The organism is Burkholderia sp. BDU5 (genome assembly GCF_001522845.1).
In the GTDB taxonomy this organism is placed as follows: domain Bacteria; phylum Pseudomonadota; class Gammaproteobacteria; order Burkholderiales; family Burkholderiaceae; genus Burkholderia; species Burkholderia mayonis.
In genome coordinates this window covers 105018-130001 of the sequence record NZ_LOWC01000159.1, presented here as the reverse complement: position 1 = coordinate 130001, position 24984 = coordinate 105018, and the positions used below count along the sequence as shown (strand labels likewise).

General features: G+C 63.8%; 22 protein-coding genes. All 22 read left to right on the top strand.

What is annotated here, in order from left to right; translation table 11 throughout:
• Positions 1-69: 69 nt before the first annotated feature.
• The 22 genes from WS69_RS25645 (at position 70) to WS69_RS25540 (ending at position 24963) form a co-directional block, all read left to right on the top strand.
• Positions 70-954: a branched-chain amino acid ABC transporter permease gene (locus WS69_RS25645; protein ID WP_059473454.1), complete on the top strand. Its 885-nt coding sequence runs from the start codon at positions 70-72 to the stop codon at positions 952-954.
• On the top strand, positions 954-1928 hold the full coding sequence (locus WS69_RS25640; protein WP_059473576.1) for a branched-chain amino acid ABC transporter permease: 975 nt from the start codon (positions 954-956) through the stop codon (positions 1926-1928). Before WS69_RS25645 ends, WS69_RS25640 begins: the two co-directional genes overlap by 1 nt.
• Positions 1929-2401: 473 nt before the next feature.
• On the top strand, positions 2402-3544 hold the full coding sequence (locus WS69_RS25635; protein ID WP_059473453.1) for an ABC transporter substrate-binding protein: 1143 nt from the start codon (positions 2402-2404) through the stop codon (positions 3542-3544).
• 297 nt (positions 3545-3841) lie between these two features.
• The gene (locus tag WS69_RS25630) at positions 3842-4999 is read left to right on the top strand and encodes an ABC transporter substrate-binding protein (protein ID WP_059473452.1); all 1158 of its coding nucleotides are present in this window, start codon (positions 3842-3844) and stop codon (positions 4997-4999) included.
• 298 nt (positions 5000-5297) lie between these two features.
• Positions 5298-6353 (top strand): branched-chain amino acid ABC transporter permease, encoded by a 1056-nt coding sequence (locus WS69_RS25625; RefSeq protein WP_059473451.1) that lies wholly within the window; start codon positions 5298-5300, stop codon positions 6351-6353.
• Positions 6354-6357: 4 nt separating this feature from the next.
• Positions 6358-8142: a branched-chain amino acid ABC transporter ATP-binding protein/permease gene (locus WS69_RS25620; RefSeq protein WP_059473450.1), complete on the top strand. Its 1785-nt coding sequence runs from the start codon at positions 6358-6360 to the stop codon at positions 8140-8142.
• Complete coding sequence (locus tag WS69_RS25615) at positions 8142-8897, top strand: ABC transporter ATP-binding protein (protein ID WP_059473449.1); 756 nt, start codon at positions 8142-8144, stop codon at positions 8895-8897. The genes WS69_RS25620 and WS69_RS25615 overlap by 1 nt, the downstream gene beginning before the upstream one ends.
• Positions 8898-9059: 162 nt before the next feature.
• A complete protein-coding gene (gene mnmG / locus WS69_RS25610; RefSeq protein WP_059473448.1) occupies positions 9060-11033 on the top strand; it encodes a tRNA uridine-5-carboxymethylaminomethyl(34) synthesis enzyme MnmG in 1974 nt (657 codons plus the stop codon).
• Entirely contained in the window at positions 11030-11725 is a 696-nt protein-coding gene (gene rsmG, locus WS69_RS25605) for a 16S rRNA (guanine(527)-N(7))-methyltransferase RsmG (protein ID WP_082716475.1), read from the top strand. The genes mnmG and rsmG overlap by 4 nt, the downstream gene beginning before the upstream one ends.
• A 52-nt stretch (positions 11726-11777) precedes the next feature.
• On the top strand, positions 11778-12548 hold the full coding sequence (locus WS69_RS25600; RefSeq protein ID WP_059473446.1) for a ParA family protein: 771 nt from the start codon (positions 11778-11780) through the stop codon (positions 12546-12548).
• A gap of 35 nt (positions 12549-12583) precedes the next feature.
• Entirely contained in the window at positions 12584-13471 is an 888-nt protein-coding gene (locus WS69_RS25595) for a ParB/RepB/Spo0J family partition protein (RefSeq protein ID WP_059473445.1), read from the top strand.
• A gap of 7 nt (positions 13472-13478) precedes the next feature.
• Positions 13479-14612, top strand: coding sequence for an SLC13 family permease (locus WS69_RS25590; protein WP_059473444.1), 1134 nt, complete (start codon positions 13479-13481; stop codon positions 14610-14612).
• A gap of 270 nt (positions 14613-14882) precedes the next feature.
• Positions 14883-15410, top strand: coding sequence for an ATP synthase subunit I (locus WS69_RS25585; RefSeq protein ID WP_059473443.1), 528 nt, complete (start codon positions 14883-14885; stop codon positions 15408-15410).
• 115 nt (positions 15411-15525) lie between these two features.
• Positions 15526-16377: a F0F1 ATP synthase subunit A gene (gene atpB, locus WS69_RS25580; protein ID WP_059473442.1), complete on the top strand. Its 852-nt coding sequence runs from the start codon at positions 15526-15528 to the stop codon at positions 16375-16377.
• Between the two features lie 75 nt (positions 16378-16452).
• On the top strand, positions 16453-16722 hold the full coding sequence (gene atpE / locus WS69_RS25575; RefSeq protein ID WP_025990054.1) for a F0F1 ATP synthase subunit C: 270 nt from the start codon (positions 16453-16455) through the stop codon (positions 16720-16722).
• 133 nt (positions 16723-16855) lie between these two features.
• Positions 16856-17326, top strand: coding sequence for a F0F1 ATP synthase subunit B (locus WS69_RS25570; RefSeq protein WP_059473441.1), 471 nt, complete (start codon positions 16856-16858; stop codon positions 17324-17326).
• A 2-nt stretch (positions 17327-17328) separates the two neighbouring features.
• The gene (locus WS69_RS25565) at positions 17329-17868 is read left to right on the top strand and encodes a F0F1 ATP synthase subunit delta (protein WP_059473440.1); all 540 of its coding nucleotides are present in this window, start codon (positions 17329-17331) and stop codon (positions 17866-17868) included.
• A 48-nt stretch (positions 17869-17916) separates the two neighbouring features.
• Positions 17917-19458 (top strand): F0F1 ATP synthase subunit alpha, encoded by a 1542-nt coding sequence (gene atpA / locus WS69_RS25560; protein WP_010107219.1) that lies wholly within the window; start codon positions 17917-17919, stop codon positions 19456-19458.
• A 71-nt stretch (positions 19459-19529) separates the two neighbouring features.
• Positions 19530-20405: a F0F1 ATP synthase subunit gamma gene (gene atpG, locus WS69_RS25555; RefSeq protein WP_059473439.1), complete on the top strand. Its 876-nt coding sequence runs from the start codon at positions 19530-19532 to the stop codon at positions 20403-20405.
• A 104-nt stretch (positions 20406-20509) separates the two neighbouring features.
• Positions 20510-21904 (top strand): F0F1 ATP synthase subunit beta, encoded by a 1395-nt coding sequence (atpD, locus tag WS69_RS25550; protein ID WP_059473438.1) that lies wholly within the window; start codon positions 20510-20512, stop codon positions 21902-21904.
• Between the two features lie 706 nt (positions 21905-22610).
• A complete protein-coding gene (locus WS69_RS25545; protein WP_059473437.1) occupies positions 22611-23036 on the top strand; it encodes a F0F1 ATP synthase subunit epsilon in 426 nt (141 codons plus the stop codon).
• A gap of 199 nt (positions 23037-23235) precedes the next feature.
• Entirely contained in the window at positions 23236-24963 is a 1728-nt protein-coding gene (locus tag WS69_RS25540; protein ID WP_059473436.1) for an AMP-binding protein, read from the top strand.
• Positions 24964-24984 lie beyond the last annotated feature (21 nt).

Here is a 24984-nt window from a genome sequence, read left to right as displayed (position 1 = left end):
AACGCGGCCGTTGCGCCCATTTGGTTGCATGCGCAACGATTCAAACCTGACTGACTGACGGCAGATTCGATGGACATCTTCGGCATTCCGATGTCGGCGATGCTGAGCCAGTTGTTGCTCGGACTCGTCAACGGCTCGTTCTACGCGATCCTGAGCCTCGGGCTCGCGGTGATCTTCGGGCTGCTCAACGTGATCAACTTCGCGCACGGCGCGCTCTTCATGCTGGGCGCGATGCTCGCGTGGATGGGGCTCACGTATCTCGGCCTGCCGTACTGGGCGATGCTCGTGCTCGCGCCCGTCATCGTCGGGCTGTTCGGCATCCTGATCGAACGCTCGATGCTGCGCTGGCTCTACAAGCTCGATCACCTGTACGGCCTGCTGCTGACGTTCGGGCTCACGCTCGTCGTCGAAGGCGTGTTCCGCGCGATCTACGGCTCGTCCGGGCAGCCGTACGACGTGCCCGAGCTCCTGTCCGGCGCGACGAATCTCGGCTTCATGTTCCTGCCGAACTATCGTGCATGGGTCGTCGTCGCGTCGCTCGCGGTGTGCATGGCGACGTGGTTCGTCATCGAAAAGACGCGGCTCGGCGCGTACCTGCGCGCGGGCACCGAGAATCCGAAGCTCGTCGAGGCGTTCGGCGTCAACGTGCCGATGATGGTCACGCTGACCTACGGCTTCGGCGTCGCGCTCGCCGCATTCGCCGGCGTGCTCGCCGCGCCGGTGATCCAGGTGTCGCCGCTGATGGGGCAGCCGATGATCATCACCGTGTTCGCGGTCGTCGTGATCGGCGGGATGGGCTCGATTCTCGGCTCGATCCTGACGGGCCTGATGCTCGGCGTGATCGAGGGTTTGACGCGGGTGTTCTATCCGGAAGCGTCGGCGACGGTCGTCTTCGTGATCATGGCGATCGTGCTGCTGATCCGTCCGGCGGGTTTATTCGGCAAGGAAAGATGATGCAGAGAAAAGCGCTCTATGGGCTGCTGCTGATCGGCCTGCTCGTCGCGCCGTTCGTCGGCGCGTATCCGCTGTTCGTGATGAAGGTGCTGTGCTTCGCGCTCTTCGCGGCCGCGTTCAATCTGCTGATCGGCTTCACGGGCCTGCTGTCGTTCGGCCACGCGATGTTCCTCGCGACCGCGGGCTACGTGACGGGCTACGCGATGCAGTCGCTCGGCACGACGCCCGAGCTCGGCGTGCTCGCGGGCACCGCGGCGGCAACCTTGCTCGGCCTCGTCGTCGGGCTGTTCGCGATCCGGCGGCAGGGCATCTATTTCGCGATGATCACGCTCGCGTTCGCGCAGATGGTGTACTTCGTCTATCTGCAGGCGCCGTTTACGCACGGCGAGGACGGCCTGCAGGGCGTGCCGCGCGGCCGACTGTTCGGACTCCTCGATCTGTCGTCGGATCTCGTGCTCTATTACGTCGTGCTCGTCGTGATCGCGTGCGCATGTTTCTTCATCGTGCGCATCGTGCATTCGCCGTTCGGGCAGGTGCTCGTCGCGATCAAGGAGAACGAGCCCCGCGCGACGTCGCTCGGCTACGATACCGATCGCTTCAAGCTGCTCGCGTTCATCCTGTCGGCCGGGCTTGCGGGCCTCGCGGGCGCGCTGAAGGTCGTCGTGCTCGGCTTCGAGACGCTGAGCGACGCATACTGGACGATGTCGGGCCTCGTCGTGCTGATGACGCTCGTGGGCGGCATGGGCACGCTGTTCGGCCCGCTCGTCGGCGCGGCGCTGATCGTCGCGCTCGAGGATCGGCTCGGCGACATCGGCGGCTGGCTCGCGTCGGCGACGGGCATCGACTGGTTCCGCTCCCTCGGCGAGTCCGCAACGATCGTCACGGGCCTCATCTTCATTGCGTGCGTGCTCGCGTTCCGGCGCGGGATCGTCGGCGAGGTGATCGCTCGAGTGCGGCCGCTGCGGGCGTCCTGAGCGATCGTGCGGTGCGCAACGATCGTTTGGAATCCGATCTAATATGAACGGCAAACACGGATCCAGCCTGGCTGTGACGTGCCCCAATTTCGTGCGGCGATGCACCATAGGGGTAAATGCTAGGTTGTCGCGCTGTGCAGGCTTGCATTAACCTTCGTCTCAGTTCTGATGCACCGCGAAACGAATTTGCAGGTGGAGAACGAGGAGACATTCGAGGCACTGAGTGCCCGACCCAAAGCGCTGTTGGATTCGTTCCAACAGCGCTTTTTATTTGCGCGTTCGCGGTTGCCCGAAGCCTCGTCTTCGCCAAATAACGCCGATTCCGTTGCCGTCCCTGGCCGTTCGCGAGCACTGGATGGCCGCTGCCGCTGCGGGCTAACCCGGTTGCCGCGCGCGCAACGCGTCCGCTACACTCGCCGTTCCCCGACCCATCGGTCGGGACTGGCCGAGCGCAAGACACGGAGACGAACTCGATGAAAGAGGCGTGGCGATTCTGGGGATTCGGCGCGGCAGTCGCATGGGCGGCCGTCGTGGGCCCCGCGTTCGCGGACGTCGAGATCGGCGGCACTGTCTCCGCCATCGTCCCCGCCACGTTGCTCGACATCCCCGAAAAGAACACGATCGCGCTGCTGCCGAAGGAAATCGGCGGGAAGAAAATGAGCTACGTCGTTCTCGACGATGCGACCGATTCGACGCAGGCTGTGAAGAACGCTCGCAAGCTTACGAGCGAGGACAAGGTCGACGCGCTGATCGGCTCGACCATCGTGCCGAACGCGCTCGCGATGACCGACGTCGCCGCGCAGACATCGACGCTGACGATCTCGATGGCGTCGTCCGCGTCGATCGTCGAGCCGCTTGATGCGAAGCGCACACGGGTCTTCGAGACGCCGCAGAACGACAGCCTGACGGCGAGCGCGATCGCCGGGCACATGGCGAAGCGCGGCGCGAAGACGGTCGCGTTCGTCGGTTTCGGCGACGCATACGGCGAGCGCTGGCTCAAGGAATTCGGCAAGGCCGCGGCCGTGAAGCGGACCGCGCTCGTCGCGACCGAGCGTTTCGCGCACACTGACACGTCGGTGACGGGGCCGGTGCTGAAGGCGCTATCGACGTGGCCCGATGCGGTGCTGATCGCGGGCGCGGACACGCCGGCCGCGCTGTCGCAGAAGACGCTGAAGGCACGCGACTACACGGACGCGATCCATCAGACGCATGGCGTCGCGAACAACGATTTCCTGCACGTATGCGGCAAGGACCGCGAAAGCACGTATCTGCCCGCCGGCCCGATCGTCGTCGCTGATCAGTTTCCTGATTCGAATCCCGTCAAGCCGTCCACGCTCGCGTATGAGCGCGCGTACGAGAACGCATACGGCGACGGCACGGTGTCGACGCTCGGCGGCCACGCGTGGGACGCGGCGCTGCTTTTGCAGCGCGCGATTCCGATCGCGCTGGAGAGCGGCCAGCCCGGCACGCCGGGATTTCGAAGCGCGCTGCGCATGGCGCGCGAGAACGCACAGGACGTCGCCGGCCCGCACGGCGTGTTCGACGTGAGCGCCGCCGGCCACGCCGGTCTCGACGAACGTGCGCGCGTGAAGGTCGAGATCGCCGGCGGTCAGTGAAAGCGCATCCGGAACCGAGCGCGGGGCATTGCGCGGCGGACAGGGCGGCGAAAGGCGCGTGCGATCGGCCGCGCTTTTTTGTAACCGCGCGCGGCGGGCGGGATCCGTCGGACGATTGCCGCAGTAGCAGCAGATGGGCGCGTGCGATATGCGCGCGCAGGGGAGCGCAACAGAACGCGCCCCGCGTCGATTCACGGTGGAACGTGAAACCGGCCGCGGTGGCGTGCAGGTTCGATCGGCGCGCCGTGTCGCAGCGGCGCGATCGATCGCGTTTCGCGCAGCGTTTGGAGACACACAATGAAAATGAATCGATGGATCGAGGCCGTGTTTGCGGCCGGCTGCTTATGTACCGCCACGCTCGCGTCGGCGCAGGTGAAGATCGGCGTCACGGTGTCGGCGACGGGCGCCGCCGCGTCGCTCGGCATTCCCGAAAAGAACACAGTCGCGCTGCTGCCGAAGGAGATCGGCGGCAAGCGCATCGAGTACATCGTGCTCGACGACGCGTCGGACACGAGCCGCGCGGTGCAGAACACGCGCAAGCTGATCGACGAGGATCATGTCGACGCGATCGTCGGCTCGTCGATCACGCCGAATGCGCTCGCGATGATCGACGTCGTCGCGCAAGGCAAGACGCCGACGATTTCTCTTGCCGCGAGCGCGCACATCATCGGGCCGATGGACGCGAAGCGCGCATGGGTGTTCAAGACACCGCAAAACGACCGCTTGATGGCCGACGCGCTCGCCGGCTACATGGCGAAGCACGGCGTGAAGACGGTCGGCTTCATCGGCTTCGCCGATGCGTACGGCGACGGCTGGTATGGCGTATTCAGCGCGGCCGCGGCGGCGAACGGGCTCAAGATCGTCGCGAACGAGCGCTACAACCGCACCGACGCGTCGGTGACGGGCCAGGTGCTGAAGACGCTGGGCGCGCGTCCGGACGCGGTGCTGATCGCGGGCGCGGGCACGCCGGCTGCGCTGCCCGCGAAGACGCTGAAGGAGCGCGGCTACACGGGCAAGGTTTATCAGACCCACGGCGTCGCGAACAACGATTTCCTGCGCGTATGCGGCAAGGATTGCGATGGCGAACTGCTGCCGGCGGGGCCCGTGCTCGTCGCCGACCAGCTGCCCGATTCGAATCCGGCGAAGCAGCCGGCGCTTGCGTACAAGGCCGCGTATGAGAAGGCGTACGGCGCGGGTGCGGTGTCGACATTCGGCGGCCACGTGTGGGACGCAGGCTTGATGCTTCAGCGCGCGATTCCCGACGCGCTGAAGAAGGCGCAGCTCGGGACGCCGGCGTTCCGCGAAGCGTTGCGGGCGGCGCTCGAGAACGTCAAGGATCTGCCGGTGTCGCACGGCGTGATCAACACGACGCCCGCCGATCACAACGGCTTCGATGCGCGAGCTCGCGTGATCGTGCAGATCGTCGGCGACAAGTGGAAGCTGCAGGCTGATTAAATTGCGGTTGCGGCTGCCGCTGCGGGGTAGCGTGGCGCGCGGCGCATCGTGCGTGCTGCGCGGGACGTAGGGCAGCACGCGCGGCGGCGAGGGGGCTCATGGGCCTCGCTTGGCGTATCGCGTCCTGCTGCATTGGTTTCACGTCGCTCCGATATGGGCGAGCGGCGCGCCCCGTCCGTTTGCCGGATGATGGAAGTCGTCCGGCACGGCGGCGAGTCGCGCCGCTTTGCGACAGCGCCTGTCGTGCAGGCCGGATTTCCGTTTTTTCCGTCGACGCATTCTCAACCGAAGAGACCACATGGATTTCTCTATCGCGGCGATTCTCGCGCAGGACGGCATCACGACGGGCGCGATCTACGCGCTGTTGTCGCTCGCGCTCGTGCTCGTCTTCTCCGTCACGCGCGTAATTTTCATCCCACAGGGCGAATTCGTCACCTACGGCGCGCTGACGCTTGCGGCGCTGCAAGCTCAGAAGTTTCCGGCGACCTGCTGGCTGCTGTTCGTCGCGGGCATCGCGTGCTTCATGCTCGAAGTAGGCGGGTTGATCCGATATCGCGCCCGTCGTCACCAGGTCGCCCGCACGCTGACGACGCTCGCGAGCCGCTACGTGCTGCTGCCGCTCGCGATCTACTCGGTGACGAGAAGCGTCGCCGCGCAGCCGCTGCCGATGATTGCGCAGATCGCGCTCACGCTCGCGATCGTCGTGCCGCTCGGACCGTTCATCTATCGGCTCGTGTATCAGCCGATCGCCGAAGGCACGACGCTGCTGCTGCTGATCGTGTCAGTCGCCGTGCATTTCGCGTTGGTCGGACTCGGGCTCGTGATGTTCGGCGCGGAAGGTTCGCGTACGACCGCGTTCTCCGACGCATCGTTCGGGCTCGGCAGCTTGTCGGTCTCGAGGCAGAGCGTCTGGGTGGTCGGTGCCGCGCTTGTGTTGATCGCCGCGCTCTATCTGTATTTCGAGCGCACGCTGTCCGGCAAGGCGCTGCGCGCGACGTCGGTGAACCGTCTCGGCGCGCGGCTCGTCGGCATCGGCACGTCCGAGGCCGGGCGGCTCGCGTTCACGCTCGCGGCGGGGCTCGGTGCGCTGTCTGGCGTGCTCGTCGGGCCGCTGACGACGATCTACTACGACTCGGGCTTCCTGATCGGCCTGAAGGGCTTCGTCGGCGCGATCATCGGCGGGCTCGTCAGCTATCCGCTTGCGGCTGCGGGCTCGCTGCTCGTCGGCGTGCTCGAATCGTATTCGTCGTTCTGGGCGAGCGCGTACAAGGAAGTGATCGTTTTCACGTTGATCGTGCCGGTGCTGCTGTGGCGCAGCCTTGCGGCGCCGCAAACGGAAGACGAGGAGGCGTGACGCGATGAAGGCGATCTTACGCAACAAGGCGTTCTGGTTGTTTCTCGTCGTGCTGTTCGTGCTGCCGGCGCTGCCCGGCGCGGTGCGCGTGCCTGAGTATTGGATCACGCTGCTGAACTATATCGGGCTCTATGCGATCGTCGCGATCGGGCTCGTGATGCTGACCGGGATCGGCGGAATGACGAGTTTTGGGCAGGCGGCGTTCGTCGGCATCGGCGCGTACGCGACCGCGTATCTGACGACGACGTACGGTGCGTCGCCGTGGCTCGGACTGATTGCGGGCATCGCGCTGACGGCGCTCGTTGCGCTCGTGCTGGGCGCCGTCACGATGCGTCTGTCCGGTCATTTCCTGCCGCTCGGGACGATCGCATGGGGGCTCGCGCTGTTCTTCCTGTTTGGCAATCTCGATTGGCTCGGCAAGTACGACGGGATCAACGGCATCCCCGCGCTCGCCGTGTTCGGTCAAACGCTCGATACGGGCCGCAGCCTCTATTACGTGATCTGGATCGTCGTGCTCGCGGCGATCGTCTCTGTTCAGAATCTGCTTAATAGCCGACCCGGACGCGCGATCCGCGCGCTGCGCGGCGGCGGCGTGATGGCTGAGGCGATGGGCGTGAACACCGGATGGATGCGCGTTGCGATCTTCGTTTATGCGGCGGTGCTCGCGTCGATCTCGGGCTTTCTGTATGCACATCTGCAGCGTGCGGTGAATCCGACGCCGTTCGGGCTGAATCACGGAATCGAGTTCCTGTTCATGGCGGTGGTCGGTGGCGTCGCGCACGTGTGGGGCGCGGTGATCGGCGCGGTGATCGTCACCGTGTTGCAGGACTACCTGCAGACGCTGCTGCCAAAGCTGCTCGGCGTCGAAGGCAACTTCGAGATCATCGTGTTCGGCGTGCTGATGGTGTTGCTGCTGCAGTACGCGCGGCACGGCGTTTGGCCCTTCGTTGCGCGGCGCTTTCCGCACGAGCCGGTCGCGCGGGCGCCGGAGCATGCGAAGCCGCTGCCGCAGCGCGCGCGGCCGCAGGCCGGCGAAGCGCTGCTCGTCGTCGAAAATGTGCGCAAGCAGTTCGGCGGGCTCGTCGCGGTGAACGACGTGAGCTTCAACGTGCTGGCGGGGCAGATCCTCGGCTTGATCGGCCCGAACGGCGCAGGCAAGTCGACGACGTTCAACCTCGTGACGGGCGTGCTACGGCCGACGAGCGGAGAGATCACGTTCCGCGGCGAGCGGATCGACGAACTTGTTTCACGTGAAATCGTGAAGAGGGGCATTGGCCGCACATTCCAGCACGTAAAACTGCTGCCTGGAATGACGGTGTTGGAGAACGTCGCGATCGGTGCGCACTTGCGCGGCACGGCCGGCATCTGGCGCAGCATCGTCAGACTGAATGCGAACGAGGAGGCGCGGCTGATGGCCGAAGCGGCGAAGCAGATCCGGCGCGTCGGGCTTGAAGCGCACATGTATGACGAGGCTGGCAGCCTCGCGCTCGGCCAGCAGCGGATTCTCGAGATCGCCCGCGCGCTGTGCAGCGATCCGACGCTATTGCTGCTCGACGAGCCCGCAGCGGGCCTGCGTTATCAGGAGAAACAGCAGTTGGCCGAGCTGTTGCGCAAATTGAAGGCGGAGGGAATGAGCGTGCTGCTCGTCGAACACGACATGGATTTCGTGATGAACCTGACCGATCGGCTGGTCGTGATGGAGTTCGGCGCACGAATTGCAGAAGGCTTGCCGCAGGATGTGCAGAAGGATCCGGCGGTGCTGGAAGCTTACCTCGGCGGGGTGGAGTGATGGATCAGTCGACGACGCCGGTTCTCGAGGTGCGGGATTTGTCGGTGCGTTACGGCAAGGTCGAGGCGCTGCATCGCGCGGCGCTGAAGGTCGAAGCGGGGCAGATCGTCACAGTGATTGGCCCGAATGGTGCGGGCAAGTCGACGCTGCTCAACGCGGTGATGGGGGCATTGCCGACGCACGGCCATGCAGCCGGCACAATCCGCTATCGCGGCGATGACGTGAGCGCGTTGCCGGTCGAGCAGCGCGTGTCGCGTGGCATGTGTCTCGTGCCGGAAAAGCGGGAGCTGTTCGGTACAATGTCAGTCGAAGATAACCTCGTGCTGGGTGCGTACCGGCGGAAGATGGCCGGCGACGCGAATTTTCTCGACCAGCTCGAGCCAGTTTTCGCGCTGTTTCCGAGGCTGAAGGAGCGGCGCAAGCAAGTGGCGGGGACGCTGTCGGGCGGCGAGCGGCAGATGCTCGCTGTCGGGCGCGCGCTGATGGGCAAGCCGGACTTGTTGATGCTCGACGAGCCGAGCCTTGGGCTCGCGCCGCTGATCGTGAAGGAGATTTTCCATATCATCAGTGCGCTGCGTGGAACGGGCGTGGCGACGCTGCTGATCGAGCAGAACGCGCGCGCGGCGCTGCAGATTTCCGATTACGGTTATGTGCTCGAGACCGGCGAGATCGCCCTCGACGGTCCGGCGGGCGAACTCGCACGGAATCCCCAGGTCATCGAAACCTATCTCGGACTCGCGAAGAAAGCGGTTTAGCGGCCGCTTCGCGTGCTCTCACCGGCGGCGTGTTTCACGTGAAACACGCCGTTTTTTGTTGATCGGCCGTTCGAACGAGATTCGAGTCAAAAGCTAACCCGCTATAATTCGGCCCATACATTTCTCTGATAGGTTCGTGCGTCGTCCTGCGCGAAGTCCGCAATGCTTTATCCCATTGAATTTGACGTCATCGTCGTCGGCGGCGGTCACGCCGGCACCGAGGCCGCGTTGGCTTCCGCTCGCATGGGCGCGAAGACGCTTCTGCTGACGCACAACATCGAAACCCTCGGCCAGATGAGCTGTAACCCGTCGATCGGCGGCATCGGCAAGGGCCATCTGGTCAAGGAAGTCGACGCACTCGGCGGTGCGATGGCGGCCGCCACTGATGAAGGCGGCATCCAGTTCCGTATCCTGAATTCGTCGAAGGGACCGGCTGTCCGCGCGACGCGTGCGCAGGCCGATCGCGTGCTGTACAAGCAGGCGATTCGTCATCGTCTGGAGAATCAGCCGAATCTGTGGCTGTTCCAGCAGGCGGTCGACGATCTGATGGTCGAAGGGGATCGGGTGGTCGGCGCGGTCACGCAGGTCGGCGTTCGATTCAGGGCGCGTGCAGTCGTGCTGACGGCCGGCACGTTCCTGGACGGCAAGATCCACGTCGGGCTCAACAACTATACAGGCGGCCGCGCTGGCGATCCGGCTGCGGTGTCCCTATCGTCGCGCCTGAAGGCGTTGAAGCTGCCGCAAGGGCGGCTGAAGACCGGTACGCCGCCGCGTATCGACGGCCGGACGATCGACTTCTCGAAGCTCGAAGAACAGCCGGGCGATCTCGATCCGATTCCGGTGTTCTCGTTCCTCGGGCGGGCCGAGCAGCACCCACAGCAGCTGCCGTGCTGGGTCACGCACACGAACGAGCGCACGCACGACATCATTCGCAGTGGCCTGGATCGTTCGCCGATGTATACAGGCGTCATCGAGGGCGTCGGGCCCCGTTATTGCCCATCGATTGAGGACAAGATTCACCGCTTTGCGTCGAAGGATTCGCACCAGATCTTCCTCGAGCCGGAAGGGCTGACGACCAACGAGTTCTATCCGAACGGCATTTCAACCAGCTTGCCGTTCGACGTGCAACTCGAGCTCGTGCACTCGATGCGCGGCCTTGAGCAGGCGCACATCCTGCGCCCCGGCTATGCGATCGAGTACGACTATTTCGATCCGCGCGCGCTGAAGTCGTCACTGGAAACCAAGGCGATCAATGGCCTATTTTTTGCGGGCCAGATTAATGGCACGACCGGCTACGAAGAGGCAGCGGCGCAAGGTTTGCTGGCTGGCATCAACGCAGGCCGCTATGCACAGGAGAAAGCGGCGTGGTGTCCGCGGCGCGACCAGGCATATCTCGGCGTACTCGTCGACGATCTGGTCACGCGCGGTGTGTCCGAGCCGTATCGAATGTTCACGAGCCGCGCCGAATATCGACTGAGCCTGCGCGAAGACAACGCGGACATGCGTCTGACCGAAATCGGGCGCGAACTGGGCGTCGTCGACGACGTTCGATGGGACGCGTTCAACCGGAAGCGCGACGCTGTTTCACGTGAAACCGAACGGCTGCGCACGACATGGATGACGCCGAAGACGCTGCCTGCCGAAGAGGCGATCGCGTTGCTCGGCAAGCCGATCGATCACGAATATAGTCTCGCGGAGCTGTTGCGCCGGCCCGGCGTCAGCTATGAAGGCGTGTGCGCGCTGCACGGCGGCGAGTGCGGCCCGACCGAACCGCTGACCGACGACGAGATCCTGCTTGCACAGATCAAGGAGCAGATCGAGATCGGCATCAAGTATCAGGGCTATATCGAGCGCCAGGCCGGCGAGATCGAACGGAACGGTGCGAACGAAAATACGCGATTGCCCGATGGTATCGACTACACGGACGTGCGCGGTCTGTCGTTCGAGGTGAGTCAGAAGCTGAATCAGTTCCGCCCGGAAACGATCGGGCAGGCATCGCGGATCTCGGGCGTGACGCCCGCTGCAATCTCGTTGCTGATGGTCCATCTAAAGAAACGCGGGCTCGGCCGGCGGAAGGGCGCCGACGGCGCCTCGAATGCCGATGCGGAGGCCAAAAACGCCGCGGCGCAGCAATGACGGCGCAACGTCGTCAAGCCCCGATTGCCAGCCGGGAAACGCTGGGAGCATTGCTGTCGGAAGGTGCGGAAGCGTTGGGCGTTGCGTTGAGCGATGCGCAGCACGGCGCGCTGCTCGATTACGTCGCGCTGCTCGCGAAATGGAACGCGGTCTACAACCTCACCGCGATTCGCGATCCGCGACAGATGCTGGTGCAACACATCCTCGATTCGTTGTCGATCGTTCCGCATCTCGGCGCGCACGGCGCGGTCGCGACCGCGCTGGACGTCGGCTCCGGCGGCGGTCTGCCGGGCATCGTGCTCGCGATCACGCTGCCTGAATGGCAGGTGACGCTGAACGACATCGTCCACAAGAAATCCGCATTCCAGACCCAGGCGAAGGCCGAGCTGAAGCTCGGCAATCTGTCGGTCGTGACGGGGCGCGTCGAAACGCTGCGTCCCGGCGGCGACGTCCCGGGGAAATTCGACGTGATCGTGTCGCGGGCATTCGCGGATCTGGCGGACTTCGTTACACTTGCCCGGCACCTCGTTGCGCCGGGCGGTTCGATCTGGGCGATGAAGGGCGTGCGTCCCGACGATGAAATCGGCCGCTTGCCCGCCGGCGCGCGCGTCAAGCAAGCGATCCGTCTGACGGTTCCGTCGCTCGATGCGGAGCGGCATCTGATCGAAGTCGAGCTCGGCGAAGCAATTTAACCGGCGCGCCGTGAGGCGCCCGGACCATTTGAAGAGAAGGAACACACCAACGATGGCAAAGATCTTCTGCGTGGCGAACCAGAAGGGCGGCGTCGGCAAGACGACGACGACGGTCAATCTTGCCGCGAGCCTCGCGGCGCAGGGGCAACGCGTGCTGCTGATCGATCTGGACCCGCAGGGCAATGCCACGATGGGCAGCGGCATCGACAAGGCCGAATGCGAGTCGACTGTCTACGAAGTGCTGGTCGACGGTGTCACGGTTGCCGACGCGCGCGTGCGTCCCGAAGCGGTGAAGTACGACGTGCTGCCGGCGAACCGCGAGCTCGCCGGCGCGGAAATCGAGCTGGTGAGCGTGGAGAACCGCGAGCGCCAGCTGAAGGCCGCGCTTGCGATGGTTGCGGACGACTATGACTTCGTGCTGATCGATTGTCCGCCCGCGCTGTCGCTGTTGACGCTGAACGGTCTGTGCGCGGCGCACGGCGTCGTGATCCCAATGCAGTGCGAATACTTTGCGCTCGAAGGGCTGTCCGACCTCGTCAACACGATCAAGCAAGTGCATGCGAACCTGAATCGCGACCTGAAGGTGATCGGCTTGCTGCGCGTGATGTTCGATCCGCGGATCACGCTGCAGCAGCAGGTTTCTGATCAACTGAAGGCGCACTTCGGCGACAAGGTGTTCGACGCAGTGATTCCGCGCAACGTGCGGCTTGCCGAGGCGCCCAGCTACGGACTTCCCGGTGTGGTGTTCGATCGTGGCTCGCGCGGCGCTCAAGCCTACATTCAGTTCGGTGCGGAAATGATCGAGCGGGTGCGCGCGCTTTGAGTCGGCCTTCCAGACGAGAATCGAGGGAACAGAACATGAATGCGGTAGCGAAGAAAAAGGGTTTGGGACGCGGCCTGGAAGCGCTGCTCGGCGGCAGTGCCGACATCACCGAAGCGGTGAAGATCGACGGCGCGCCGAACGTGCTCGCGCTCGGCAAGCTGCAGGCCGGCAAGTATCAGCCGCGTACCCGAATGGACGAGGGCAGCCTGCAGGAGCTTGCCGCGAGCATTCGCGCGCAGGGCGTGATGCAGCCGATCCTCGTGCGACCTATTTCATCTGACAAATACGAGATCATCGCGGGCGAGCGGCGTTTCCGCGCCGCGCGCCTCGCGGGCCTCGAAGAGGTGCCGGTTCTCGTGAAGGACGTGTCCGACCAGGCCGCTGCCGCGATGGCGCTGATCGAGAACATTCAGCGCGAGGATCTGAATCCGCTTGAAGAGGCGCACGGCATCCAGCGTCTGCTCGACGAATTCAGTTTCACGCATGAGCAGGCGGCAGAATCGGTCGGCCGCTCGCGCAGCGCGGTGTCTAACCTACTGCGCCTTCTGAACCTCGCGACGCCGGTGCAGACGATGCTGCTAGCGGGCGATCTCGACATGGGCCACGCGCGTGCGCTGCTCGCGGTGGATGCCGCGACGCAGATCACGCTCGCGCATCAGGTCGTCAACAAGCGGATGTCGGTGCGTGAGGCGGAAAAGCTGGTCACGCACACGACGAAGGCCGAACCGACGGTGAAGGCGCGTGCGAAGGACGACGGCGGCCGCGACACGCGGCGCCTCGAAGAAGAGCTGTCGGATCTGCTCGCATCGAACGTGAAGATCAAGGTCGGTCGCCGCGGGCGCGGTCAGTTGACGATCGATTTCGGCGACCTCGACGCGCTCGAAGGCATCCTCGCGCGATTGCGCGGCAACGTCACTGCGTAACGGAGACGTGTCGAATTTGGTCGGCGGCCGTGCGCCGGCGCGCATCATCGCGTTCATCCTGCACGAGCCGGTCCTGTCCATTCTCATTGCGGCGCTGATCGCGCTGCAGTTCGCGCACCCGCAATCGGCGATTGCGCTCGCGCGGCTCGTCGACTGGCAGACGGTCGCGACGCTCGCCGGCCTGTTGATGCTGACGAAGGCGCTTGAGCTGTCGGGCTTCCTGATGTGGCTCGCGCATCGAATCGTTCACCGCGTGCGTTCGGAGCGTGCGCTTGCCGCGTTGCTCGTCATGTTCGCCGCAGCGTTGTCGGTGTGGCTGACGAACGACGTCGCGCTCTTCGTCGTGATCCCGCTCGTGTTGTCGCTGCGCGAGCTGACGCCGTTGCCGTTCAAGCGCCTCGTGATCTACATCGCGCTGGCGGTAAACGCGGGGGCGATCGCGACGCCGCTCGGCAATCCGCAAAACCTGTTTCTGTGGCAATTGAGCGGCGTCTCGTTCGGCCATTTCGTGATCGCGCTCGGGCCGCTCGCGCTCGTGCTGATGGTGCTGCTGCTCGCCATGACCGCATGCGCGTTCGAAAGCCGTCCGCTCGACTTGTCGAAGGACCGCATCGAACGGCCGGTCGATCGCGCACATGCGTTCGCGACCGTCGCGCTGTTCGCGGGCTTCGTGCTGCTCGCGGACGCGCACCATGCGCTCGTCGGCTCGCTCGCGCTCGCGGCGCTTTTTCTGATCGTGAGGCGCGACGCGGTGTTGAAGATCGATTGGCTGCTGCTGCTGATCTTCGTGCTGATGTTCGTCGTGCTGCGCAGTGCGGCGACGCTGCCGGCGGTCCATCGGACGATCGCCGGCATCGGCCTCGACACACCGCTGCGCGCGTATGCGGCGGGCGTGCTGCTGTCGCAAGGGATCAGCAACGTGCCTGCTGCGATCCTGCTGTCGGAGTTCACGCGCGACTGGCGCGCGCTCGCGTTCGGCGTGAGCGTCGGCGGCTTTGGCGTCGCGATCGGCTCGCTCGCCAACCTGATCGCGATCCGGCTGTCGCGGGCGCGCGGGATGTGGCTGCCGTTCCATCTCGTGAGCATTCCGTTCGGCGTCGCGAGCGCCGTGCTCGGCGCGCTCGTGCTGCATTATTTTTGAGCAGCCGAATGTGCCGGACCGGGGCCGGGGAGAGCGTGTTTCACGGCGCGCAAGCGATCAAAAAAACTCACCTTACAACTGCCGCCGGACGCCAAAAATTCACGAACTTTTCGCATCATGAAGCGCCGTTTCATACGGATTTTTGTCGCGTCTAAAGCCTTGAATCACCTGCAACTATCGCTTACAATCGCCCGGATTTGTTAGTTAGGCACCCCTGAAAGCTTTCGGAAAGCTTTAGGGCCGAATAGGGATTGAGCGGAAATAACTGCGATGGCGGATCGAGCGCCGGATAAAAGGCACGAAGATCGGCGAGCGCAACGCACCGTTTCGGGAGCCGTCGGGCGGCGCGAATCCGCCGCAGACGACTGGGATGTCGAACAGCAGGAAGTTGATGTCGCTCCGCTCACGCGGGCCGAGGCGGAAGCGCTGTTCGGTCCTGAAGTGAGCCGGCCATCGCGCGTCACGCCTTATCGGGTCGTGATGGCGCAAATGGTCTTGTCCCTGGTTGCAACACTGGCGTGGTGGCTGTTTTCCAAGTCGCCGGGCGCCGCTGCTCAATCGGCATTTCTGGGTGGAGCGATCGGCTGGGTGCCGAGTGCGTTGTTCGCGGCGCGTCTGAGGCAAAAAGGCGCGGATACCGTGATGGGCTGGGTGATCGGCGAAGTACTCAAGATGGGCGCGACGATTGCAATGTTCGTTGCCGTCGCGTGGGGGTACCCCGGCGCGCATTGGGTGCCGCTGCTCGTCACGTATCTGCTGGTGCTGAAGACGTACTGGATTGCGCTCGCCTGGCGATAAGGCATTAAGTGCCGCGCGTGGATTCGACAGTTCCCGCGCTGGCCCGTTCCCGCAATGAACCATTGCGGCGAAGCGGATATACCGATTTTCGACAATTTGGGTGACATCAACGATTATGGCAGCTAGCGAAGGAACGCGTGCTCTGGATCCGTCCGAGTACATTGCGCACCACTTGCAAAACCTTTCCACCGCGCATCAGACGTCGATCTTCGATATCCACGTCTGGAATCTCGACACGCTGTTCTGGTCGATCGTCTGCGGCATCGTCACCATCCTCATCCTGCGTCTGGCCGCGCGCAAGGCGACGCCGGGCGTGCCGGGACGCTTCCAGTGCATGATCGAAATGATCGTCGAAATGGTCGAAGACCAGTCGAAGGCGGTCGTTCACGGCAATCGCACCTTCATTGCGCCGCTCGCGCTGACCGTGTTCGTCTGGGTCGCGCTGATGAACTCGCTCGACTTCCTTCCCGTCGACCTGCCGGGCCGCGTGATCGGCTGGCTGGGCCTGTCGCAAGTCATTTCGCATCATCGCATCGTGCCGACGGCCGACCTGAACGGCACGCTCGGCATCGCGCTCGGCGTGTTCGTGCTGATGATCTACTACAGCCTCAAGATCAAGGGGCCGCGCGGTTTTGCGCACGAGCTTCTGTCGGCCCCGTTCGGTGCGCATCCGCTGCTGTGGATTCCGAACCTTGCGTTGAACATCGTCGAATATGTCGCGAAGACCGTGTCGCTCGGCATGCGGCTGTTCGGCAACATGTACGCGGGTGAGTTGCTGTTCCTGCTGATCGCCCTTCTCGGCAGCATGTGGGGCTTCGGCGCGGACGCATCGATACTCGGCTTCATCGGTCATGTCCTCGCAGGCAGTATCTGGGCGATCTTCCACATCCTGATTGTTCTGCTGCAAGCGTTCATTTTCATGATGCTGACGCTGGTGTATCTCGGTCAGGCGCACGAGTCGCACTAAGCGTGCCGGACAATCAAGCAAGTTTGTTTTCAGTTTTTTAATTCCAGTTCCAAGTCTTTTCTCAAAGGAGTGATCATGCAAGCTTTCATCGCCAACATCCAAGGTCTGACCGCTATCGGTATCGGTATCATCATCGGCCTGGGTGCAATCGGCGCCTGTATCGGTATCGGCCTGATGGGCGGCAAGTACATCGAAGCTTGCGCACGTCAGCCGGAACTGATCAACCCGCTGCAAACGAAGATGTTTCTGCTGGCTGGTCTGATCGATGCGGCGTTCCTGATTGGCGTGGGTGTGGCCATGCTGTTTGCATTCGCGAACCCGCTCCTGTCGAAGCTCGCGGGCTAAGGGTTCCTCGGAAATACAAATGCGTCAGGCTTGCCGGCGCAGGGCGGAACGGAAAGTGAGCGCGACTCGAAAGTTTTTTTCGGTGCGCTCCTCGTCGTTTCATTTTTCCGGAATAGCAGATTAAGGAAACACCGTGAATCTCAACGCAACCCTGTTTGCGCAAATGGTCGTGTTCCTGATCCTCGCGTGGTTCACGATGAAGTTCGTGTGGCCGCCGTTGATCAACGCCCTCGACGAGCGCTCGAAGAAAATTGCCGACGGCCTTTCGGCTGCGGAAAAGGGGCAGGCGGAACTCGCAGCGGCGCACAAGCGCGTCGACCAGGAACTCGCGCAGGCCCGCAACGAAGGCCAGCAGCGCATCGCCGAAGCTGAAAAGCGCGCGCAGGCGGTCGCCGAAGAAATCAAGGCGAACGCGCAGGCCGAAGCGGCCCGCATCATCGCTCAGGCGAGGGCGGATGCCGATCAGCAAATCGTGAAGGCCCGTGAAACGCTGCGCGGCGAAGTCGCCTCGCTGGCCGTGAAGGGCGCCGAGCAGATCCTGAAGCGCGAAGTCGATCATACGGCCCACGCCGAACTGCTGAATCAACTGAAAGCCGAGCTCTGATCATGGCCGAACTTGCAACCATCGCCCGCCCTTACGCAGAAGCGCTGTTCCGCGTGGCCGAGGGTGGTGACATCGCCGCCTGGTCCACGCTCGTGCAAGAGCTGGCACAGGTTGCGCACCTGCCCGAAGTGCTGTCCGTCGCGTCAAGCCCCAGGGTAAGCCGCGCGCAAGTCAGCGAGCTGCTGCTCGCCGCGGTGAAGGCGCCGCTCGCGACCAGCGCGGAAGCGAAGAACTTCGTGGGGATGCTGGTCGAAAATCATCGTATCGCGCTGTTGCCGGAAATCTCCGCGCAGTTCGACGAGCTGAAGAATGCGCGCGAAGGCGCGGCGGATGCGCTGATCGTCAGCGCGTTCCCGCTGGAAGGCGCGCAGCTTGCCGAACTCGTCGGAAACCTTGAGCGCAGGTTCAAGCGCAAGCTGAAGCCGACGATCGAAGTCGATGCGTCGCTGATCGGCGGCGTGCGCGTGACGGTTGGCGACGAAGTGCTCGATACCTCGGTCCGCGCGCGGCTCGCCGGCATGCAGGTGGCTTTGACCGCCTGAGCGCCTAAGCGGCCGGCACGCAACAGAATTGAATATCAGGAGCGAATAATGCAACTCAATCCCTCTGAGATCAGCGAGCTGATCAAGAGCCGGATCCAGGGCCTTGAAGCGAGCGCGGACGTTCGCAACCAGGGCACCGTGATTTCCGTGACCGACGGTATCGTGCGCATCCACGGTTTGTCCGACGTGATGCAGGGCGAAATGCTCGAATTCCCGGGCAACACGTTCGGTCTTGCGCTGAACCTCGAGCGCGACTCGGTCGGCGCGGTGATTCTCGGCGAATACGAACACATCTCCGAAGGCGACATCGTCAAGACGACGGGCCGCATTCTCGAAGTCCCGGTCGGTCCGGAACTCGTCGGCCGCGTGGTCGATGCGCTCGGCAATCCGATCGACGGCAAGGGCCCGGTCAACGCGAAGCTGACGGACGCAATCGAAAAGATCGCCCCGGGCGTGATCTGGCGTAAGTCGGTGTCGCAGCCGGTGCAGACGGGCCTGAAGTCGATCGACTCGATGGTGCCGATCGGCCGCGGCCAGCGCGAGCTGATCATCGGCGACCGTCAGTGCGGCAAGACTGCGGTGGCGATCGATACGATCATCAACCAGAAGGGCAAGGATCTCATCTGTATCTACGTCGCGATCGGCCAGAAGGCTTCGTCGATCATGAACGTGGTGCGCAAGCTCGAAGAAACCGGCGCGCTCGAATACACGATCGTCGTCGCCGCTTCGGCTTCGGAATCGGCCGCGATGCAATACCTCGCGCCGTACGCCGGCTGCACGATGGGCGAGTACTTCCGCGATCGCGGCCAGGACGCCCTCATCATCTATGACGATTTGACCAAGCAAGCTTGGGCGTATCGCCAGATCTCGCTGCTGCTGCGCCGCCCGCCGGGCCGCGAAGCCTATCCGGGCGACGTGTTCTATCTGCACTCGCGTCTGCTCGAGCGTGCGGCTCGCGTGTCGGAAGAGTACGTCGAGAAGTTCACGAACGGCGAAGTGAAGGGCAAGAGCGGCTCGCTGACGGCGCTGCCCGTCATCGAAACGCAGGCAGGCGACGTGACCGCGTTCGTTCCGACGAACGTGATCTCGATCACCGATGGCCAGATCTTCCTGGAAACCGACCTGTTCAACGCGGGTATCCGTCCGGCAATCAACGCGGGCGTGTCGGTGTCGCGCGTGGGCGGTGCCGCGCAGACGAAGGTCGTGAAGAAGCTCTCCGGCGGTATTCGTACCGACCTCGCGCAGTACCGTGAACTGGCGGCGTTCGCGCAGTTCGCGTCGGATCTCGATGAAGCGACCCGCAAGCAGCTCGAGCGCGGCCGTCGCGTGACGGAACTGCTGAAGCAGCCGCAGTACCAGCCGCTGCAGGTGTGGGAGCTGGCCGTGTCGCTGTTCGCGGCGAACAACGGTTACCTCGACGACCTCGAAGTCAAGGACGTCCTGCCGTTCGAAAAAGGCCTGCGCGAATATCTGAAGACGAGCCACGCTGACCTCATCAAGCGTATCGAAGACACGAAAGACTTGTCGAAGGACGACGAGAGCGCGCTGCACGCCGCTCTGAAGGACTTCAAGAAGTCGGGTGCCTATTGATCCGCGAGGGACACCTTGAAGTGGTGCGGGTTGCGTAAAGCGCTCGCCCCGCTTCGGTCAAGGAGCAAGCAATGGCTGGAATGAAGGAAATTCGCGGCAAGATCAAGAGCGTGCAGAACACGCGCAAGATCACGAAGGCGATGGAGATGGTGGCCGCATCGAAGATGCGCCGCGCTCAGGAACGCATGCGCGCTGCCCGCCCGTATGCCGACAAGGTCCGCGCCATCGCCGCGCACATGAGCCGCTCGACCCCGGAGTACCGTCACCCGTTCATGGTGGCGAACGATGGCGCGAAGACCGCGGGCATCATCCTCGTCACGACCGACAAGGGTCTGTGCGGCGGTCTGAACACGAACGTGTTGCGTGCGTCGATTCAGAAGTTCAAGGAGCTCGACGACAAGGACCAGAAGCTCGAAGCCACCGCGATCGGCAGCAAGGGCCTCGGCTTCCTGAACCGTTTCGGCGCGAAGGTGATCTCGCAGGTCGTGCATCTCGGCGACACGCCGCACCTCGACAAGCTGATCGGCGCGGTGAAGGTGCAGCTCGATCTGTATTCGGAAGGCAAGCTGTCGGCCGTTTATCTCGCGTACACGCGCTTCATCAACACGATGAAGCAGGAAGCGGTGATCGAGCAGCTGCTGCCGCTGTCGACCGAACATTTCGACAGCAGCGACGGCATGCCCGCCACGTCGTGGGATTACATCTACGAGCCGGATGCGCAGGCGGTGGTCGACGAGCTGCTCGTGCGTTACGTCGAGGCGCTGGTGTACCAGGCCGTCGCGGAAAACATGGCGTCGGAGCAATCGGCGCGGATGGTCGCGATGAAGGCCGCTTCGGATAATGCGAAGACGGTGATCAGCGAGCTTCAACTGTCGTACAACAAGAGTCGTCAGGCAGCGATCACGAAGGAATTGTCGGAGATCGTCGGCGGCGCCGCCGCCGTTTAAGCGGGCGCGCGAGCCGAGATGCTCCTCGCTCGGGCAACCCTGTCCGGGCGACTCGAAACTGCGCCTTTGCGCGAGTAAAGAATCAGGTATTTAAAGGAAATGCGATGAGTACTACTGCTTTGGTAGAAGGCAAGATCGTACAGTGCATCGGCGCCGTTATCGACGTGGAATTCCCGCGCGACAGCATGCCGAAGATTTACGACGCGCTCATTCTCGACGGCTCGGAACTGACGCTCGAAGTCCAGCAGCAACTGGGCGACGGCGTGGTCCGCACCATCTGTCTGGGCGCCTCCGACGGCCTGCGCCGCGGCCTCGTGGTGAAGAACACGAACAAGCCGATCTCGGTGCCGGTCGGCAAGCCGACCCTCGGCCGCATCATGGACGTGCTCGGCCGTCCGATCGACGAGGCTGGCCCGATCGAAAGCGAGCACACGCGCTCGATCCACCAGAAGGCGCCGGCGTTCGACGAACTGTCGCCGTCGACCGAACTGCTCGAAACGGGCATCAAGGTCATCGACCTGATCTGTCCGTTCGCGAAGGGCGGCAAGGTCGGTCTGTTCGGCGGTGCGGGCGTCGGCAAGACCGTGAACATGATGGAACTGATCAACAACATCGCGAAGGAGCACGGCGGTTACTCCGTGTTCGCCGGTGTGGGCGAGCGTACCCGCGAAGGGAACGACTTCTATCATGAAATGAAGGACTCAAACGTTCTCGACAAAGTCGCGCTGGTGTACGGCCAGATGAACGAGCCGCCGGGCAACCGTCTGCGCGTCGCGCTGACGGGCCTCACGATGGCCGAGCACTTCCGTGACGAAGGCCTCGACGTGTTGTTCTTCGTCGACAACATCTACCGTTTCACGCTGGCCGGTACCGAAGTGTCTGCACTGCTCGGCCGTATGCCGTCGGCGGTGGGCTATCAGCCGACGCTGGCTGAAGAAATGGGCAAGCTGCAAGAGCGCATCACGTCGACAAAGACAGGCTCGATCACGTCGGTTCAGGCCGTGTACGTCCCTGCGGACGACTTGACCGACCCGTCGCCCGCCACGACCTTCGGCCACCTGGACGCAACGGTCGTGCTGTCGCGTGACATCGCTTCGCTCGGTATCTACCCCGCGGTGGACCCGCTCGACTCGACGTCGCGCCAGATCGATCCGAACGTGATCGGCGAAGAGCACTACTCGATCACGCGCGGCGTTCAGCAGACGCTGCAGCGCTACAAGGAACTGCGCGACATCATCGCGATTCTGGGCATGGACGAACTGTCGCCGGAAGACAAGCTGTCGGTCGCTCGCGCGCGTAAGATCCAGCGTTTCCTGTCGCAGCCGTTCCACGTCGCCGAAGTGTTCACGGGTTCGCCGGGCAAGTACGTGCCGCTCAAGGAAACGATCCGTGGCTTCAAGATGATCGTCGACGGCGAGTGCGACCACTTGCCGGAACAGGCGTTCTACATGGTCGGCACGATCGACGAAGCCTTCGAGAAGGCCAAGAAGATCCAGTAAAGGTCGGGTGTAACGCAGCGGGCGCCCGTGCGTCCGCGATGACTGCTGCTTTGGCAGCGTGTCGCGGACGGGCGCCTACGTAATACGCTCAACCGTGCCTTGCATGGGATCGGAGTGAGGGCTGAGGCACTCACTCCGATCGACCGCCGGGGGGGCAGAGTAAGCGCTGAAGCGCTGACGCTGGCCAACCACGGCATGGGATCGGAGTAAGCGCTGAAGTGCCAACTCCGATCGACCGCCGCGGGGGCAGAGTAAGCGCTGAAGCGCTAACGCTGACCAACCACGGCATGGGATCGGAGTAAGCGCTGAAGTGCCAACTCCGATCGACCGCCGCGGGGGCAGAGTAAGCGCTGAAGCGCTAACGCTGACCAACCACGGCATGGGATCGGAGTAAGCGCTAAAGCGCCAACTCCGATCGACCGCCGCGGGGCCAGAGTAAGCGCTGAAGCGCTAACGCTGACCAACCACGGCATGGGATCGGAGTAAGCGCTAAAGCGCCAACTCCGATCGACCGCCGCGGGGCCAGAGTAAGCGCTGAAGCGCTAACGCTGACCAACCACGGCATGGGGTCGGAGTAAGCGCTAAAGCGCCAACTCCGATCGACCGCCGCGGGGCCAGAGTAAGCGCTGAAGCGCTGACGCTGGCCAACCACGGCATGGGATCGGAGTAAGCGCTAAAGCGCTAACTCCGATCGACAGGAGTCGATATGGCAACCATCAAAGTAGACGTCGTCAGCGCGGAAGAGCAGATCTTCTCGGGCCAGGCGAAGTTCGTCGCGCTGCCGGGCGAAGCAGGTGAGCTGGGCATCCTGCCGGGTCACACGCCGCTCATCACGCGGATTCGTCCGGGTGCGGTGCGCATCGAGGCCGAAAGCGGCGACGAAGAGTTCGTGTTCGTCGCGGGCGGCATTCTCGAAGTGCAGCCGGGCGCCGTGACGGTGCTCGCCGACACCGCGATTCGCGGCAAGGATCTCGACGCGGCGAAGGCCGAGGAAGCGAGAAAGCGCGCAGAGGAAACGCTGCAGAACGCGAAGTCGGACCTCGATCTCGCGAAGGCGCAGTCGGAACTCGCGACCGCAATGGCGCAGCTCGAAGCGATCCAGCGTCTCGCGAAGATCCGCGGCAAGCACTGAAGCGTTCGCGCGCCTCATCGCGCGCGTTCGATTCGCGCTTTTGCATCGAAAAGGCAGCCTTCGGGCTGCTTTTTTCGTTTTGGACGCGCGCCGCGCTTTGCGGGTAACACTTGATGTCAGAGTGTCGTAAGCGGATGGCAGAATAATTTACAGAAATACGTCCAAAACGATCAAACGTTCCATTGGCGGAGACACTCTCATGGCAGCAGATTCAGGCGTCGGCGCGCTGATCGCGCCGCAGGACGGGCTTTCGTACGTGCGCGGCTCGACCGAGGTCCCATTGAGCGAAGTGACGATCGGGCAGTTTCTGCTCGACACGGTCGCGCGCTTTCCCGAGCGGCCCGCGGTCGTGTTCCGCGAGCAGGGCATTCGCTGGACGTGGCAGGCGTTCGCACACGAAGTCGACGTGCTCGCGGCCGCGTTGATCGGGCTCGGCGTCGAACGGGGCGATCGGGTCGGCATCTGGTCGCCGAATCGCGCCGAATGGCTGCTCACGCAATTCGCGACCGCGCGCATCGGCGCGGTGCTCGTCAACGTCAATCCCGCCTATCGGCTCGCCGAGCTCGAATACGCGCTGAACAAGGTCGGCTGCAAGCTGCTGATCGCGGCGGAGCGTTTCAAGACGTCCGCCTATACCGAGATGATCGTCGAGCTCGCGCCCGAGCTCGCGACGCACACGAGCGGCGAGCTGCACGCAGCGCGCGTGCCGAGCCTGCGCACGGTCGTGACGATGAGCGACGTCGCGCCGGCGGGCATGCTGAGCTTCGCCGAGATGCTTGCGCGCGGCCGCGCGGCGCTCGATCCCGCACGGCTCGATGCGATCGGCGCGACGCTCGACCGCCGCGATCCGATCAACATCCAGTTCACGAGCGGCACGACGGGCAGCCCGAAGGGCGCAACGCTCACGCATCGCAACGTCGTCAACAATGCGCGCTCGATCGCGAGCGTGATGCAGCTCACCGAAGCCGACGCGATGTGCATTCCCGTGCCGCTCTATCACTGCTTCGGGATGGTGCTGTCGGTGCTCGCGTGCGTGTCGGCCGGCGCGAAGATGGTGTTTCCCGGCGCGGCGTTCGAGCCGGGCGCGACGCTCGCGGCGGTTTCCGACGAGCGCTGCACGGCGCTGCAGGGCGTGCCGACGATGTTCATCGCCGAGCTCGATCATCCCGACTTCGACCGCTTCGACCTGAGCACGCTGCGCACGGGCATCATGGCGGGCTCGCCGTGCCCGATCGAGACGATGAAGCGCGTCGTCGCGAAGATGCACATGTCCGAGGTGACGATCGCGTACGGAATGACGGAGACGAGCCCCGTGTCGTTCCAGAGCTCGACGACCGATTCGCTTGAGAAGCGCACGACGACGGTCGGCCGCATCCAACCGCATCTGGACGCGAAGATCGTCGACGCGACGGGCGCGATCGTGCCTGTCGGCGAGACGGGCGAGCTGTGCACGCGCGGCTATTCGGTGATGCTCGGCTATTGGGACGACGAGACGAGAACGCGCGAGGCGGTCGTCGACGGCTGGATGCGCACGGGCGATCTCGCGACGCTCGACGAAGAAGGCTTCTGCAACATCGTCGGACGCCTGAAGGACATGCTGATCCGAGGCGGCGAGAATGTCTATCCGCGCGAGATCGAAGAGTTCTTGTTTCGGCATCCGAAGATTCAGAGCGTACAGGTGTTCGGCGTCCCCGATTCGAAGTACGGCGAAGAGGTGTGCGCGTGGATCGTGCTGCGCGCAGGCGAGACGATGACGGAAGACGAGCTGCGCGAGTTCTGCCGCGGCCAGATCGCGCACTACAAGGTGCCGCGCTACGTGCGCATCGTCGACGAGCTGCCGATGACGGTGACGGGCAAAGTGCAGAAGTTCGTGATGCGCGAACGGATGATCGACGAACTGGGATTGAGCATGCAGAAGACGGCGTGAGGCGTCGTGCACGTTTTCGAT

Coding starts and splice junctions, on each gene's coding strand:
- WS69_RS25645 (WP_059473454.1), top strand. CDS start 70: ATGGACATCTTCGGCATTCCGATGTCGGCGATGCTGAGCCAGTTGTTG.
- WS69_RS25640 (WP_059473576.1), top strand. CDS start 954: ATGCAGAGAAAAGCGCTCTATGGGCTGCTGCTGATCGGCCTGCTCGTC.
- WS69_RS25635 (WP_059473453.1), top strand. CDS start 2,402: ATGAAAGAGGCGTGGCGATTCTGGGGATTCGGCGCGGCAGTCGCATGG.
- WS69_RS25630 (WP_059473452.1), top strand. CDS start 3,842: ATGAAAATGAATCGATGGATCGAGGCCGTGTTTGCGGCCGGCTGCTTA.
- WS69_RS25625 (WP_059473451.1), top strand. CDS start 5,298: ATGGATTTCTCTATCGCGGCGATTCTCGCGCAGGACGGCATCACGACG.
- WS69_RS25620 (WP_059473450.1), top strand. CDS start 6,358: ATGAAGGCGATCTTACGCAACAAGGCGTTCTGGTTGTTTCTCGTCGTG.
- WS69_RS25615 (WP_059473449.1), top strand. CDS start 8,142: ATGGATCAGTCGACGACGCCGGTTCTCGAGGTGCGGGATTTGTCGGTG.
- mnmG (WP_059473448.1), top strand. CDS start 9,060: ATGCTTTATCCCATTGAATTTGACGTCATCGTCGTCGGCGGCGGTCAC.
- rsmG (WP_082716475.1), top strand. CDS start 11,030: ATGACGGCGCAACGTCGTCAAGCCCCGATTGCCAGCCGGGAAACGCTG.
- WS69_RS25600 (WP_059473446.1), top strand. CDS start 11,778: ATGGCAAAGATCTTCTGCGTGGCGAACCAGAAGGGCGGCGTCGGCAAG.
- WS69_RS25595 (WP_059473445.1), top strand. CDS start 12,584: ATGAATGCGGTAGCGAAGAAAAAGGGTTTGGGACGCGGCCTGGAAGCG.
- WS69_RS25585 (WP_059473443.1), top strand. CDS start 14,883: ATGGCGGATCGAGCGCCGGATAAAAGGCACGAAGATCGGCGAGCGCAA.
- atpB (WP_059473442.1), top strand. CDS start 15,526: ATGGCAGCTAGCGAAGGAACGCGTGCTCTGGATCCGTCCGAGTACATT.
- atpE (WP_025990054.1), top strand. CDS start 16,453: ATGCAAGCTTTCATCGCCAACATCCAAGGTCTGACCGCTATCGGTATC.
- WS69_RS25565 (WP_059473440.1), top strand. CDS start 17,329: ATGGCCGAACTTGCAACCATCGCCCGCCCTTACGCAGAAGCGCTGTTC.
- atpA (WP_010107219.1), top strand. CDS start 17,917: ATGCAACTCAATCCCTCTGAGATCAGCGAGCTGATCAAGAGCCGGATC.
- atpG (WP_059473439.1), top strand. CDS start 19,530: ATGGCTGGAATGAAGGAAATTCGCGGCAAGATCAAGAGCGTGCAGAAC.
- atpD (WP_059473438.1), top strand. CDS start 20,510: ATGAGTACTACTGCTTTGGTAGAAGGCAAGATCGTACAGTGCATCGGC.
- WS69_RS25545 (WP_059473437.1), top strand. CDS start 22,611: ATGGCAACCATCAAAGTAGACGTCGTCAGCGCGGAAGAGCAGATCTTC.
- WS69_RS25540 (WP_059473436.1), top strand. CDS start 23,236: ATGGCAGCAGATTCAGGCGTCGGCGCGCTGATCGCGCCGCAGGACGGG.